Annotated in this window: 12 protein-coding genes; 7 read left to right on the top strand and 5 right to left on the bottom strand. The window is 67.4% G+C overall.

Features of this window, described 5'->3' with window-relative positions:
• The first annotated feature begins 10 nt into the window (after positions 1-10).
• Entirely contained in the window at positions 11-733 is a 723-nt protein-coding gene (locus DMP03_RS01450; protein ID WP_152118958.1) for a diphthine--ammonia ligase, read from the top strand.
• Between the two features lie 255 nt (positions 734-988).
• Here DMP03_RS01450 and DMP03_RS01445 read toward each other — a convergent pair whose 3' ends face one another.
• A complete protein-coding gene (locus tag DMP03_RS01445) occupies positions 989-1,954 on the bottom strand; it encodes a sugar phosphate nucleotidyltransferase (protein WP_152118957.1) in 966 nt (321 codons plus the stop codon).
• 105 nt (positions 1,955-2,059) lie between these two features.
• Here DMP03_RS01445 and DMP03_RS01440 point away from each other — a divergent pair, with 105 nt between their 5' ends.
• Positions 2,060-2,962, top strand: a complete 903-nt coding sequence (locus DMP03_RS01440; protein WP_152118956.1) for a DUF7139 domain-containing protein — start codon at positions 2,060-2,062, stop codon at positions 2,960-2,962.
• Here the strand turns inward: DMP03_RS01440 and DMP03_RS01435 are convergent.
• From DMP03_RS01435 to DMP03_RS01425, 3 genes are read right to left on the bottom strand one after another with little or no spacing between them, the layout of a single operon-like run.
• Positions 2,959-3,417, bottom strand: a complete 459-nt coding sequence (locus DMP03_RS01435) for a Mut7-C RNAse domain-containing protein (RefSeq protein WP_263970159.1) — start codon at positions 3,415-3,417, stop codon at positions 2,959-2,961. The genes DMP03_RS01440 and DMP03_RS01435 overlap by 4 nt on opposite strands.
• Complete coding sequence (locus DMP03_RS01430; protein WP_152118955.1) at positions 3,414-5,150, bottom strand: helix-hairpin-helix domain-containing protein; 1,737 nt, start codon at positions 5,148-5,150, stop codon at positions 3,414-3,416. The genes DMP03_RS01435 and DMP03_RS01430 overlap by 4 nt, the downstream gene beginning before the upstream one ends.
• Positions 5,147-5,593 (bottom strand): DUF5788 family protein, encoded by a 447-nt coding sequence (locus DMP03_RS01425; protein WP_152118954.1) that lies wholly within the window; start codon positions 5,591-5,593, stop codon positions 5,147-5,149. Before DMP03_RS01425 ends, DMP03_RS01430 begins: the two co-directional genes overlap by 4 nt.
• Positions 5,594-5,815: 222 nt before the next feature.
• On the opposite strand from DMP03_RS01425, the gene DMP03_RS01420 reads away from it, so the two are divergent.
• From DMP03_RS01420 to DMP03_RS01400, 5 genes are all read left to right on the top strand, one after another.
• The gene (locus tag DMP03_RS01420) at positions 5,816-7,381 is read left to right on the top strand and encodes a hypothetical protein (protein WP_152118953.1); all 1,566 of its coding nucleotides are present in this window, start codon (positions 5,816-5,818) and stop codon (positions 7,379-7,381) included.
• Positions 7,378-8,061, top strand: coding sequence for an ABC transporter ATP-binding protein (locus tag DMP03_RS01415; protein ID WP_152118952.1), 684 nt, complete (start codon positions 7,378-7,380; stop codon positions 8,059-8,061). The genes DMP03_RS01420 and DMP03_RS01415 overlap by 4 nt, the downstream gene beginning before the upstream one ends.
• Positions 8,054-9,226 carry an ABC transporter permease gene (locus DMP03_RS01410; protein ID WP_152118951.1) on the top strand — a complete coding sequence of 391 codons (1,173 nt, stop codon included), beginning with the start codon at positions 8,054-8,056 and terminating at the stop codon, positions 9,224-9,226. The genes DMP03_RS01415 and DMP03_RS01410 overlap by 8 nt, the downstream gene beginning before the upstream one ends.
• A gap of 100 nt (positions 9,227-9,326) precedes the next feature.
• A complete protein-coding gene (locus DMP03_RS01405) occupies positions 9,327-9,695 on the top strand; it encodes a hypothetical protein (RefSeq protein ID WP_152118950.1) in 369 nt (122 codons plus the stop codon).
• 105 nt (positions 9,696-9,800) lie between these two features.
• A complete protein-coding gene (locus DMP03_RS01400; protein ID WP_152118949.1) occupies positions 9,801-11,123 on the top strand; it encodes a D-aminoacyl-tRNA deacylase in 1,323 nt (440 codons plus the stop codon).
• Here DMP03_RS01400 and DMP03_RS01395 read toward each other — a convergent pair.
• Positions 11,118-12,404: an MFS transporter gene (locus tag DMP03_RS01395; RefSeq protein ID WP_152118948.1), complete on the bottom strand. Its 1,287-nt coding sequence runs from the start codon at positions 12,402-12,404 to the stop codon at positions 11,118-11,120. The genes DMP03_RS01400 and DMP03_RS01395 overlap by 6 nt on opposite strands.
• Positions 12,405-12,580: the final 176 nt, after the last annotated feature.

Below are 12,580 nucleotides of genomic sequence, written 5' to 3'. Positions count from 1 at the left end.
GTCTCCGAGTATGAGCGACACACCGTGGGTGAGTCTGTTTTCAGGCGGAAAAGACTCCTCGTGGGCGCTGTACCGTGCACTCGAAGCCGGCCACCCGGTCGAGCGACTCGTCACCGTCCACCCGGAAGGGGATTCGTACATGTACCACACGCCGGCGACGCATCTCGCCCGCCTCGCAGCCGAGTCGGTCGGTATCGAACTGTTGGAGGTAGAGCCGTCGGATTTCGAGGCCGACAGCGCCGTCGACTCCGGTGAGCAGGGGGACGCCGAACTCGAGCCGTTGGAGCGTGCCCTCGAAACGCTGCACGGGGAGTGGGGTGGTATCGGTGGTATCACCGCCGGCGCAGTCGAGAGCGAGTACCAGACCTCACGCATTCAGGCGATGTGTGACCGCCTCGACGCCGAACTGTTCGCGCCGCTGTGGCAGAAAGACCCCCGCGACCTCGCGGACGCGATGCTCGATGCCGGCTTCGAGATTCTCATCATCCAAGTCGCGGCCTACGGGTTGGACGAGTCGTGGCTCGGTCGCGCTCTCGACCACGACGCCATCGCCGAACTCGAATCGCTCAACGAGGAGTACGGCGTCCACATCCTTGGGGAGGGCGGCGAGTTCGAGACGTTCGTTGTGGACGGGCCACACATGGACCGGCGTATCGATCTGGAGTACGAGACGGTGTGGGAAGCCGATAGAGGCCACATCAAGATTACGGACGCGTGGCTTGCTGAACAGTAACAGCTGAGAGTGTCCGTGAGCGGAGCGAACGGTTCTCCGAGCCGACCGACTGGAGGCTCGGCTGCGGCTTTTTGATGTCCTCGTGAGCGAAGCGAACGAGGTCTGCGGAAATCTCTGATTTCCGCGATGCGAGAAACGCACCGCGTTTCTCAGCAGCAGGCGAGACGCTCCGCGTCTCGCGGTGCAGATTTTTGCTGTGAGTGGCTCCCACAGCGCGCCTCCGGCGCGCGAGGAAGCCCGAACAGCAAAAAGGTGCTACTCCGTGTTGCCGAGCTGTGAGTGTGCGCCGATGAGCGCGCCAGCGAGGTCGATATCCTCGACGTTGGTCTCCTCGTCGATGATGGAGTCGTGAATCTCACAGTTGAGGACGGTGGCGTTCTCGAAGACGACGGCGTTCGAGAGCGTGGAGTCGACGATGCGGGCCCCGTCCATGACGTGGACGTTCTCGCCGATGTCAGAGTCGATGACGACGGCGTCGTCGCTGACGAGCGAGTCACCGTCGAGTGCCCACGCGACGGCCGCGAGGTACGACTCGGGCGTCCCGATGTCGAACCACGCCTCGTCGAACGGGAACGCGTACACCTCGTCGTGTTCGACGAGCCACTGGATGAACCACCCCGGCTCGTCGGGGTTGTTGCCGTCGGCGAGATACTCCTCGAATCGGAGGCTCTCTTCGGGGAACGCGTAACACGCAATCGAGACGAGCGAACTCGGCGGGTCGTCCGGCTTCTCCTCGAAGTCGACGACGCGGTCGTCCTCCACGTCGATGACGCCGTAGGAGGTCGCCTTGTCGCGGGAACCGACATCGTAGGCGGCGAGCGTGGGGGCGTCGTGTGACTCGAACGCGTCGATGAACTCGGACAAGTCGAAGCCGATGAGGTTGTCGCCGGCGATGACGACGAGGTCGTCTTCGATACCCTCGCGCTCGACGAGCTGACCGAGCGCGCCGACGACGCCGAACTTCTCCGACTCGCCGGTGGTGTCCTCGACGGAGAGGACGGGCTTCTCGAAGTCGCCCTCCGCGAGATACGTCTCGAACTCGTCGGCGAAGGCCTCGTTGGTGGAGACGAACACCTCCTCGATGCGGTCGTCGCGTTCGAGTTCGGCGAACACGCGGTCGATGACCGTCGTGTTGCCGATTGGGAGGAGCATCTTCGGGCGGTGTCTGGTGATAGGCCAGAGGCGGGTGGCGTATCCGCCGGCGAGGACGACTGCTTTCATATCCAGTAGGCTCCGAGGCCGATTATAAAGGGCTTTTTCATACGCAGTCGGTCGCATGCCACGCGTCTGACACAGTTTTTTAGTAGTCGCTGCAAAACTGACGGTATGACAAGCCTCGCTGACGTGTACGACGGTGGGGCGAGCGGACCGGGCCGACAGCGGCTCTACGCCGGACTCGGACTGTTCGCCGCCGGCGCGGTGGCCACGGTGGTCGGCATCGTGTTCGGGACCTCCTCCGGTGGCGGCGGCGTCGCAGGCTTCGACGTGACGACGACGCGGACGCTCTCGGGCGTATTCGCCGGGCTCGGCCTTCCGGCGATTTTCCTCGGTGCGATGACCGTGCTCCCGAAGGCCTCACGCGGGCTTCGCATCGCCAGTTGGGCCGGTGCAGCGGTGGCCGTCGGCGGCGTCGCCGCGTTCGTCAGCGTCTACCCGAGCAACTGGTTCGGGATGACCCCCGACTACACCCTGCCGGTGACGGCCGTCTACTTCGTCGGCGTCATCACGACGTTCTGGAGCCTCTTCGTCGCGGTCGCGAACTTCAAGGCGCGCAACGACCCCGGTGGAACCGTCAAGCTGGAGGTGACCCGCGAGGGGAAGACGCGCGTCGTGGAAGTGTCGAACGACCGCCTTCGACAAGGGCTGGGCGGTATCGGCCTGCTCGGTGAAACCCCCGACGGCGACGCCGAGACACAGACCAACGCTCCCGAGACGAGGACGCAGTCGCGCCGACGGTCGACCCCCGACACCAACGGCGCACAGGTGCTCGGCTCCGACGGCGGCGCGACGACCGAGTCGATTCAGGAGGTAGACGGCCCCTCGCAGGATTCGGGTGTCGACCAGTTCTCCACCACGCCGGACCGCGAGTCGACCGTCGGCGACCGGTACTGTGGCAACTGCAGCGAGTTCAAATACGTCCGCACCGACGACGGTCTCCAGCCGTACTGTGGTCTCCACGAGGAGGTCATGGACGACATGGACGCCTGCACGGAGTGGACGGCCGACTAGATCGCCGCGAGTCGCTGTTTCATCGACTCCCAGTGTGATCCCTTCCAGAAGTACTGCCCGCAGTCGCGACACCGCCAGATGTCGAACTCCTCGGTCGACGGCGCGTACTCCGGCGTCGGGTCGTCGTCGGGAACGGTCTCGACCGGCCCGTTACAGTCGCCACAGTAGTGCGGCTCGGAGTCGAGTGAGATGTCGAGTCCGTACGCGGCGAGTTCACGCAACTGGTCGTCGGTGTCGCGCTCGGTGAGACACCGACCCCGGTCGCCGGCTCGCTGTGCGAGTTCGACGTCGCGCGTGAGGAGCGTTCGGTCCTCCCTCCGTGCGATGTCGAGCAGTCGGTCGTCGTCCCGTGTCCCACGGTCGAGGGCGTAGGCTGCATCGTAGCCACAAAATCGGAGCATCGTCGCCAGCTTCCCACACATCACGTCGAGCAGGAACGGGCCGTGGTCGCTCACAGTCCGAGGAAGTCGGCGACGCCGTCAGCATCGCGCGTGTTGAGCACGTCGTCGGTCTCGGCCCAGCCGCGGCGGGCGGTGTGAACGCCGAAGCGGGCGAGCTCCAGACTCGACGGCTGGTGGGCATCGGTGTTGACGACGATGGTCGCGCCGGCCTCGATTGCCTGTTTCACGTAGCCGCCCCGGAGGTCAAGTCGGCTCGGATTCGCGTTGATTTCGAGGGCGGTATCGCTCACAACTGCCGCCTCGGCGATCCGTTCCATGTCGAAATCGAGTCCTTCACGACGGTTCAACAGCCGACCGGTCGGATGGCCGAGGATGTTCACTTCCGGGTGTTCGACGGCGGCGACAAGGCGGTCGGTCCCATCACCGTCGAGCGCGGCGTGGGGCGAGGCGACCACGCAGTCAAGTTCGGCGAGCACGTCGTCGGCCACGCTGACGGAGCCGTCCTCGCCGATGTTCGCCTCGACGCCCGTGAACACGCGGAGGTCGGCGTCGCTCGCGGCTTCCCGGACTGTCTCCGCGAGGTCGAGCAGGGCGTCGTCGTCGACGCCGACGCCGCCGACCATCCCCGGCCCGGTCGCGTGGTCGGTAATCGCGAGATAGTCGTAGCCGCGGTCGGCTGCTCCCTGAATCATCCCGGCGACGGAGGCCTGCCCGTCGGAGGCGTCGGTGTGGAGGTGGAGGTCGCCCCGGAGGTCACCCTCCTCGACGAGCGTCGGGAGTTCGCCGTTGGCTGCGGCGTCGATTTCGCCTCTGTCCTCGCGGAGTTCGGGTGGGATGTGGGGTAACTCGAGCGCCTCGTACATCGAGACCTCGGTGTCGCCGGCGACGCGTTCGCCGACCCGCTGGCCGGCGTCGGGATCGTCGACCTCCGATACGTCGAAGACGCCGTACTCGTTCACTTTCAGGCCCCTATCGAGCGCACGGTTTCGAACGACGATATTGTGGTCGCGGCTGCCGGTGAAATACTGGAGCGCGCTGCCCCACTCTTCGGTGACGACGACCCGGAGGTCGACGCGCAGGCCGTCGACGCGGAGACTCGCTTTCGAGGTGCCGGCTTCGATGACCTCCCCGTCGAAGTCGGTGAACGCCTCGATTACCTGCGTCCCGTCGTCGCTGGCCGCCAGCACGTCTACATCACCGACGGTCGGCCGCCAGCGGCGAAGCGACCCAGCGGTGTCGGCCGCCTCGACCGCGTCGAGTTCGCGAAGGGACGCGAGCAGCCGGTCGGCGAGCGGTCGGGCATCGCCCAGCAGTTCACGCTGGTGGCTTTCGCGGGCGAAGGGGATGCCGTCAAGGATGTTCTGCTCGGTCGTCGCGCCGAAGCCGGACACCGCCTGAATCTCGCCGGCCTCTGCGGCGGCTTCGAGGTCGTCTAAGTCCTCGACGCCGAGTGCCTCGTAGAGGTCGGCGGCTGTCTTCGGTCCGACGCCCTCGACGCGGGTGATGGCCTCGATATCAATCGGTAGCTCCTCGCGCAGTTCCGTTAGCTCCTCGATGTCTCCGGTGTCGATATACTCGATGACCTTCTGGGCGATGGCGTCGCCGATCCGGTCGATCTGTTTGACGCTCTCGACACCCTCTTGTGCGAGAGTCTCGATGGCGACGGTGTGGCCGCGGATGTTGTCGGCCGCCTGTCGGTAGGCTCGAGGCTTGTACTCGACGCCCGTCGCCTCGAGCCGGTCTGCCATCTCGTCGAGCCGGTCGGCGACGGCGGCGTTTCGGCTCACCGTCCACCCAACTGGGAGCTGTCTTCGTGGCCCAGCGCCTGCTTCAGGAAATTCAGCCAGCGTTTGGTGTCTGCCGTCTCCTGCCGTTCGCGCTCGCCCTCGATATCTGTCGGCCGGAGCGATTCGAGCGCCGCGAGCGCGCGGTCAATACCGATGATGTCCTCAGCCAACTGCTCGCCCTCGATGAACGCGAGTTCCTCGTCCGTCTCGCCCTCGATGCGCTGTTTGCGCTGGAGTCGCTCCCGCCGGAGGTTCTTTTTTGCGCGCTCGACGCGCTCGCGCTCGCCGTCCGGAATCGTGTCCCTGCGCTTGATTTCGAAGACGAACTCCTGAAGATCGACCTCCTCGCCCTGCACGTCGATCCGGTCGGGGATGGACGCGCCGACGGTGGCGCTCTCGCGCCCGATTCGTTCGAGCAGTATCTCGCGCTCGTACTCCTGCATTGTCCGATCGGACGGTCTCCGCGACCAAAATACGCCCGGCGCGGAGAGGTATAAACTACATACCGCAATAGCAAATTGAGTAGTCCGCGAGTAGCCGCGACTCTCTGTAAGCCCGACAACGTCTATCGAAGCCGCTCTGCTGTCGAATATAACTCTAGAACATCCGAATCGGAGTGTACGGGAAGGACTAATACTCGTCCAGCCCTCAATTGGGACCACTCAATGGCCCGTATTCGCGGCGCAGCCCTCATCATCGCCGTTCTTCTCGTGACCGCAACTGTTCCCGGCTTTGCCGTCGGCGCGATTCCAGACGCGCGCGTGACGATTACCGACGCGAGCGTCTCGCCGACGAACCCGACGGCCGGCGCACCGACCACCGTCTCGGCGACCGTCAGGCTCTCCGCCGGAAGCGACTCGGCCGGGACGCTCGAACGCGTCGCCGTCGTCAACGAGACGGGAGCGACGCTCGCGAGCGCGACCGGGCTTGGGTCGCTCTCGCCGGGAGAGACGCTCACGGTGCCCGTTACGGTCAGCTTCTCCGACCCGGGGGCACGCGACCTCACGGTCGTCGCGACGGTCGCTGATGCAGACGACGACCAGGCGACCGTTCGCCGACCCCTGTCTGTCGCCGTCGAGGCCGGCACACCACAGCTAACGACCAACGCGGCGGGACTCACCGCGGGAGCCGACTCGGACGCCACGGTGACTGTCTCGAACCCAACGGGCGCACCGTTGCGTGATATCACCGTCGCGTTCACCGACGTTGCGGGCGACCGGACCCGACAGACGGTAGCGACGCTTCCGGCGGGCGTGAGCCAGCCGCTGAACTTCAGTCTCGCGCCGGCGACCGCCGGTGAGCGAGACCTCACGGTCGAAGCTTCGTACACGACTGCCGCAGGCACGCGGGCGACGACCACGCAGACCCGAGCCGTATCGGTCGCGCCGCTGCGAGACGACGTGGGGCTGCGCGTCGAACGAGTGACGGCAGACCAGCAGTCGGCAGCCGCAGACGCCGGCGGAGTGGGCGGGATTGCCGGTGCACTCGGCGGCGGAAACACCCTCCAGTCCGACGACGAAGACGCCGCTAGTGGGCAGATGGGAGCCGTCAGAGTGACGGTGACGAACTTCGGGAACGCGGCCATCGAAGAGCCGGTGCTCGTCCCGCGGCTCTCGAACGGGACGACGGCGCTGAGCGTGGGGAGGACTGCCGTCGCCGGCACCATCGCGCCCGGCGCGACCGAGAGCGTGACCGTCGACCTCTCGGGGGCTGAAGCCGCGACACTCCGACTCGCGGTCGAGTACACCGTCGGCGGCGACGCGAGCACCGTCGTGCGCCCGTACGACCTCGACCGCGCGAGCGGCGCGGTGTCGGTGACCGGACTGAGTCTCAGCGCCGACGACGAGCGGCTCGAGCTGTCGGGAAACCTCGGGAACGTCGGCGACGGTGAGGTGCGCGGCGTCGTCGTCGGTGTCGGCGAGGGCGAGCACGCAGGACCGACGTATCCGAACAGAGATCAGTTCCTCGGCACCGTCGGCCCGAGCGAGTTCGCCCCGTTCGATCTGACCGCCCAAATCGACCCGGAGAATGTGACGAGCGTGCCGATAACCGTGGCCTACACGACCGCCGGTGAACGCCAGACGACGACCGTCGACGTGCCCGTCGCGACCGACGACGACGGCGACGGCGGACGGTTCCTGAGCGGTGTCGAGGGGACCGTCGTCGGGCTCGGCGTCGGCCTGTTGGTCACCCTCCCGCTGGTCGTCTTCGGCGCGCGCCGCTACCAATGAACGACGGGGACGGACACGGCTCGCCGCCGCTCCGGCTCGACGGCATCACGAAGCAGTACGACGGCGGCGGCGGGACCGTCACCGCACTCGACGACGTCGACTTCACCGTCGAGCGCGGCGAGGTGACTGCCATCATGGGACCGTCCGGCTCTGGCAAGTCGACGATGTTGAACATGCTTGGACTGCTCGATGACCCGACGACCGGCAGCGTCGAGCTACTGGGCGAGCGGGTCGCTGCGCTGTCGGCTCGCGAGCGAACGGACGTGCGCCGCAAGCGCGTCGGCTTCGTGTTCCAGGACTTCCATCTCATTCCGACGCTGTCGGCCGTCGAGAACGTCCGGCTGCCGACGCGGTTTCTCGACGCCGACTACACCGACCGCGCGGTCGATTTACTCGGTCGTGTCGGACTCGCCGACCGGCTCCGACACACGCCCGACGAGCTATCAGGGGGGCAGAAACAGCGGGTCGCCATCGCGCGCTCGCTCATCAACGAACCGGACGTACTGCTCGCCGACGAGCCGACCGGCAACCTCGACCGCGACACCGGCGAAGCGGTGTTGGGCGAGATACAGACCATCGCCGACGCGGGCGTCGGGGTCGTCGCCGTCACCCACGACAGCCTCGTGGGCGAGTACGCCGACCGGACGGTCGAGCTAGTCGACGGGGTGCTCGATGGCTGACGAACGCGCGTCGGACCAGTCTGTGGAGTCGTCGCTGGCGACGCGGCTGGCCCGACGGTTTCCCGCAGGCTCGCTCGCCGTCCGGAACCTCTCGCGCCAGCGGCTCCGGGCCGGGCTCGCGATGCTCGGTATCGTCATCGGAGTCTTCGCCGTCATCACGCTCGGGATGCTCGGGACGGCGCTCCAGACCGCCGCACTGGCCGAACTCGGTGGGCTCGGCAATCAGGTCATCATCAGTCCCGACGACGGCGAGGAGAACCTCGGGCCTCGCGAGGTGCAGGCCATCCGGCAGGCCGCCGCCGGCGGCGGAACCGTCATCCCGCTAAACTCGGGGGGTGCAAGCGTCTCGGGCCCGAACGGTCAGTCCTTTGCCCAGCTGTACGGGACGACACAGCCGGCGGCGCTGTTCGGCGTCGACAACGTGCCCGACACGCTCAGACAGGGCGTCGCCGTCGGTGATGAACTCGCCGCGGGACTCGGCGCACGCGTCGGGTCTGCCGTCGAAATCGAGGGGAACCGCTATCGCGTGCTCGCGATTATCGACTCCGAGGGCACCTTCTCCCCGATCAGGCCGGGGTCTGCGGTCGTGCTTCCACCCGACGAGTTCGTCGCCGACGACTACGCACAGGTCGTGGTACAGGCCGACTCCGCGGACGACGCACGGGCGATTGCTGACGGAGTCCGCGAGCGGCTGAACACCCGCCAGGAGCGCGTCTCGGTGCTCTCGTTGACGAGCGTGCTCTCCCGGATTACCGAGTTCTTCGCGCTGTTGAACGGGTTCTTACTCGCCGTGGCCGGCATCTCGCTCGTCGTCGCCGGCGTCTCCATCTTCAACGTGATGTTGATGACGGTCTCGGAGCGTCGGGGTGAAATCGGCGTGCTCCGGGCCGTCGGCGTCCACCGCGACGAGGTGCTCCGGACGCTGCTCGTGGAATCGACGCTGCTCGGGGTCGTTGGCGGGGCGCTCGGAGCCATTCTCGGGACGGCCGTCGTCGTGGGGGTCGCACTCGGCACCCGACTCCCGCTGTCTGCCGTGCTCGTCCCGACGAACGGGCTCGTCGTCCTCGGCGCGTTCGGGTTTGGAATGTTGATCGCGCTCGGGGGCGGACTCTATCCGGCCTACCGAGCGGCGTGGGAGCCGCCGGTCGAATCCCTGCGCGGATAGCGGTCGACGCTCCGTATGACGGGAGTGAATCGACGGTCCGGCTCCAGCTATATTGTATGTTGACTGAGGGGTTTAACCATTCAGCGAGCGTACGTGGAGCATGAATCGAGAGACGTTCGCAGGGCGGGCGACGATACACTTCGAGCTACTGGTGACCGTCGCGGCACTAGCCGGGCTAGTCGCAGTCGCAATCAGTGCGGGGACGACGAGTTCGTTCGTGCTGCCGACGGCCATCGGCATCGGGTTGATGCTCGGTGTCGCCACGGGCCGGTCGCGGACGAAAGCGGCCTCGACCCGCTCGCTGGACGCCGGAGCAGCGCTCTTCGTGGTCGCGTTCGGCTGGTGGGTCGTCGGGACGACGCCGTGGCTGGTGGCGACGATAGCGTGGGTCCTCATCGGTCGGCTAGCCGTCGCCGGACTCGGGATAGGTCGCCGGCGAAATCGCGCCGGGCATGTCGAACGGGCATGATCGACCGAACGCAGACGGAACAGGAACTCGGATAGGTGAGCTGCCCCGGACGTTATCAGCGTCCGAGAGCGGAACACAGTTACTCGGCGGCGACGGAGAGTTAGTATGCTTGCTGTCGTCGTCTCGCGTGCGGACAGGGCCTCACAACACATTGGCGAGCAGCTGCTCGCGCTCGGCTCGTGGACGGAACGCGAGGATGGGAGTCGGCCGGACGCCGAGGGAGGCGGGACGGTGTACCGGACCGACGGCATCGAACTCCGGACGTTCGACGAACTTCACATCCACGCGGAGGGACTCGCGTCGGCGTTCGACGACCCCGACCGGCTGTTCGTCGCCAGCCGACACGCCGGCGACACCGGCCCACTGCTGACGACGCACCCGACCGGGAATTCCGGCCCGGCCGAACACGGCGGCGACGACGCCAGCTTCGCCCGGGCTGACCCGGATTCGCTCGCGGCGCTTCTCGACGCCTTCGACGGGTACGCGCCCGACGGCTACGGAACGGCAATCGAGTGCACCCACCACGGACCGACCGACATCGACGTGCCCTCGCTGTTCGTGGAACTCGGGAGCGACGACCAACAGTGGGACGACCCCGCCGGCGCGCGGGCGGTCGCGCGGGCAATCTTCGACGCCCGCGAGCGTCTCGCGACACAGCGACCGTTCGTCGGCGTCGGGGGCGGCCACTACGTCCCGCGGTTCGAGCGCATCGCTCGCGAGACAGACTGGTCGCCGGGACACATGCTCGCCGACTGGTCGCTCGACGGGATGGCACACCCGCGCGAGGCCGAGGCGACGATTCGGGCGGCCTTCGAGCGGTCTGGCGCGCGCCACGCCGTCGTCGAAGGCGACCATCCCGTGTTGTGTGAGGTCATCGAATCGCTGGGCTACCGCGTCGTGAGCGAGACGTTCACGCAGACGACGAACGGGGTCCCCCTCTCGACGGTCGAGGCTGTCGAGGCGGCCGTCACGACGGTCGGTGACGGACTCCGATTCGGGGGGCCGGCGACCGGCTACGAAGGCGATGTCGTGGTCCGGTCGCTACCTGCGTCGCTGGCGAGCGAGGCGGCGAACATCGACACCGACGGCGCGCGCGAGGCCGTGGCGAACGCGGCCGTGGCGTTCGAGACCGAGGAGGGCGGGACCCGGCCGGTCGGACGGGTAGCGCTCGCCGACGAATCTTCGTTCGGGGGAATCGTCGCGGCGTTGGCAGACGTGTTGCACGAGAGCTACGAGACCGTCGAGGTGGGCGAAGGGGCCGTCGTCGCGCGCGACCAGCAGTTCAAGCCGGAGAAGGCCGCGACACTCGGAGTGGGCGAGGGACCGGCGTTCGGTGCGCTGGCCGCGGGCGAGTCGGTGGAGGTCGACGGCCGGACCATCGACCCCGAGGTCGTCCACGAGACGCGGGAAGAACGGTTCCCGCTATAGGCCGAAGTCGGCCGGCTCTGCCTCCGAGACGGACGGAAGTCCTCGGAGAGGTTTTCGCACAGCGAGATACGGCGCAGCGAGTCCAAAGCCAAGGGCCGCCAGCGCGAGCGTCACCTCGATACCGAGAAGGGTACCGACGACGCCGCCGACGAGCGAGCCGAGCGGGAGCGTCGCCCCCGAGGCGGTTCCTTTCACCGCAGAGACGCGCCCGAGTACCTCGGTCGGAAACAGTTGCTGGCGGAGCGTCGAGGAGAGCACGCCGCTGATACCGACCGGAACCCACGCGAGTCCGAACAGCCCGACCGTGAGCGCCGGTCCGGGTGCGAGAACGGACGCGAGCCACGCAACGCCGCTGACCGCGTTGCCGGCGATGGAGAAGCGTCCGTAGGGAACCGTCTCGAAGCGCGGGCCGAGCACGGAGCCGACGAGTCGGCCGATGCCGAGCGCGCCCAGCATCGCGCCGTAAATCACCGCTCCGTCGAGCGGGACGCCGAGCAGTATCGCCCCGTCGAGACTCGCGCCGAAGGCCGGGAGGATGGCCAGCGTCACGCCGGTCGTGAAGTTGGCGAACGCAGTCAGGGCGGTGAGTTCGACGAACGCCGTGCCCCGGAGCGTGTCAACGCCGACCCGAAGGTCGGCCAGATACTCGCGCAGGCGGGGAGTGTCCGCGTCGGCCGTGTCGTCCTCGTCGGCTTCCTCGGGAAGCGGGGCGACCGTGACCGTCGCGAACAGGACGGCAGCGAGGGCGAACGTACCGGCGTCGACGAGGAACAGCGTCGTCGCACCGAAGACGGCGATGAACGCCCCGCCGACCGCGTCGAACACCATGTCGAGTCCGAGCGTCACGGTCGCGAGCGCGGAGTTCGCCCGCGAGAGCTGGCTGTCGGCGACGATACGGGGAAGCAGCGCCGACTCCATCGGTGCCATCACGAGTGAGGCGACCATCAGGGTCGTCGCGACGCCGAGGATGACACCGACCGTCAGTCGGCCGGTCGCGTATGCGAGCGGGAGCGCGAGCACGACCGCCCCCTGCGTGAGTTGTGAGCCGACGAGCAGCGGACGGAGGGAGAGTCGGTCCACGAACGGGCCGGCGAGCGCCTGCAACAGCCACGGAAGCAGGAGGATGGCGTTGACCGCCCCGACGACGGCAGACGACCCCGTGAGCTGGAGGGTGAGCCACAGCAGGGCGACGGTGTAGAGGCTGTCGCCGGCGTTCGTCGCGAACTGGCCGGCGAGGAAGGCGACGAAGCTCCGATTCCGCCAGACGGAGCCGTCGCTCATCGGTCCCCCCGTAGGCGTGTGGTTATCGAGCGATGCGAGTGGTCGAGTGGCCGCGGCTGCGGCCGGTGGTGTGGCGTCATTCGCGTGCGGATAGCTGGTAACCGAAAACGAGACGAGTGCTGCAGCTATCCGGCCAGTCGGCTGGCGGGCGGCGCGAGCGGGTCGAACACGATTGC

This window comes from Halosegnis rubeus, from assembly GCF_009184545.1.
Taxonomy (GTDB): domain Archaea; phylum Halobacteriota; class Halobacteria; order Halobacteriales; family Haloarculaceae; genus Halosegnis; species Halosegnis rubeus.
This window is presented reverse-complemented; position numbering and strand designations above follow the sequence as displayed.

What these genes read in the sequence shown, in the direction of transcription:
- DMP03_RS01420 (WP_152118953.1), top strand. Translation starts at nt 5,816, where the DNA reads ATGGCCCGTATTCGCGGCGCAGCCCTCATCATCGCCGTTCTTCTCGTG.
- DMP03_RS01425 (WP_152118954.1), bottom strand. Translation starts at nt 5,593, where the DNA reads ATGCAGGAGTACGAGCGCGAGATACTGCTCGAACGAATCGGGCGCGAG.
- DMP03_RS01415 (WP_152118952.1), top strand. Translation starts at nt 7,378, where the DNA reads ATGAACGACGGGGACGGACACGGCTCGCCGCCGCTCCGGCTCGACGGC.
- DMP03_RS01395 (WP_152118948.1), bottom strand. Translation starts at nt 12,404, where the DNA reads ATGAGCGACGGCTCCGTCTGGCGGAATCGGAGCTTCGTCGCCTTCCTC.
- DMP03_RS01410 (WP_152118951.1), top strand. Translation starts at nt 8,054, where the DNA reads ATGGCTGACGAACGCGCGTCGGACCAGTCTGTGGAGTCGTCGCTGGCG.
- DMP03_RS01445 (WP_152118957.1), bottom strand. Translation starts at nt 1,954, where the DNA reads ATGAAAGCAGTCGTCCTCGCCGGCGGATACGCCACCCGCCTCTGGCCT.
- DMP03_RS01400 (WP_152118949.1), top strand. Translation starts at nt 9,801, where the DNA reads ATGCTTGCTGTCGTCGTCTCGCGTGCGGACAGGGCCTCACAACACATT.
- DMP03_RS01440 (WP_152118956.1), top strand. Translation starts at nt 2,060, where the DNA reads ATGACAAGCCTCGCTGACGTGTACGACGGTGGGGCGAGCGGACCGGGC.
- DMP03_RS01450 (WP_152118958.1), top strand. Translation starts at nt 11, where the DNA reads ATGAGCGACACACCGTGGGTGAGTCTGTTTTCAGGCGGAAAAGACTCC.
- DMP03_RS01405 (WP_152118950.1), top strand. Translation starts at nt 9,327, where the DNA reads ATGAATCGAGAGACGTTCGCAGGGCGGGCGACGATACACTTCGAGCTA.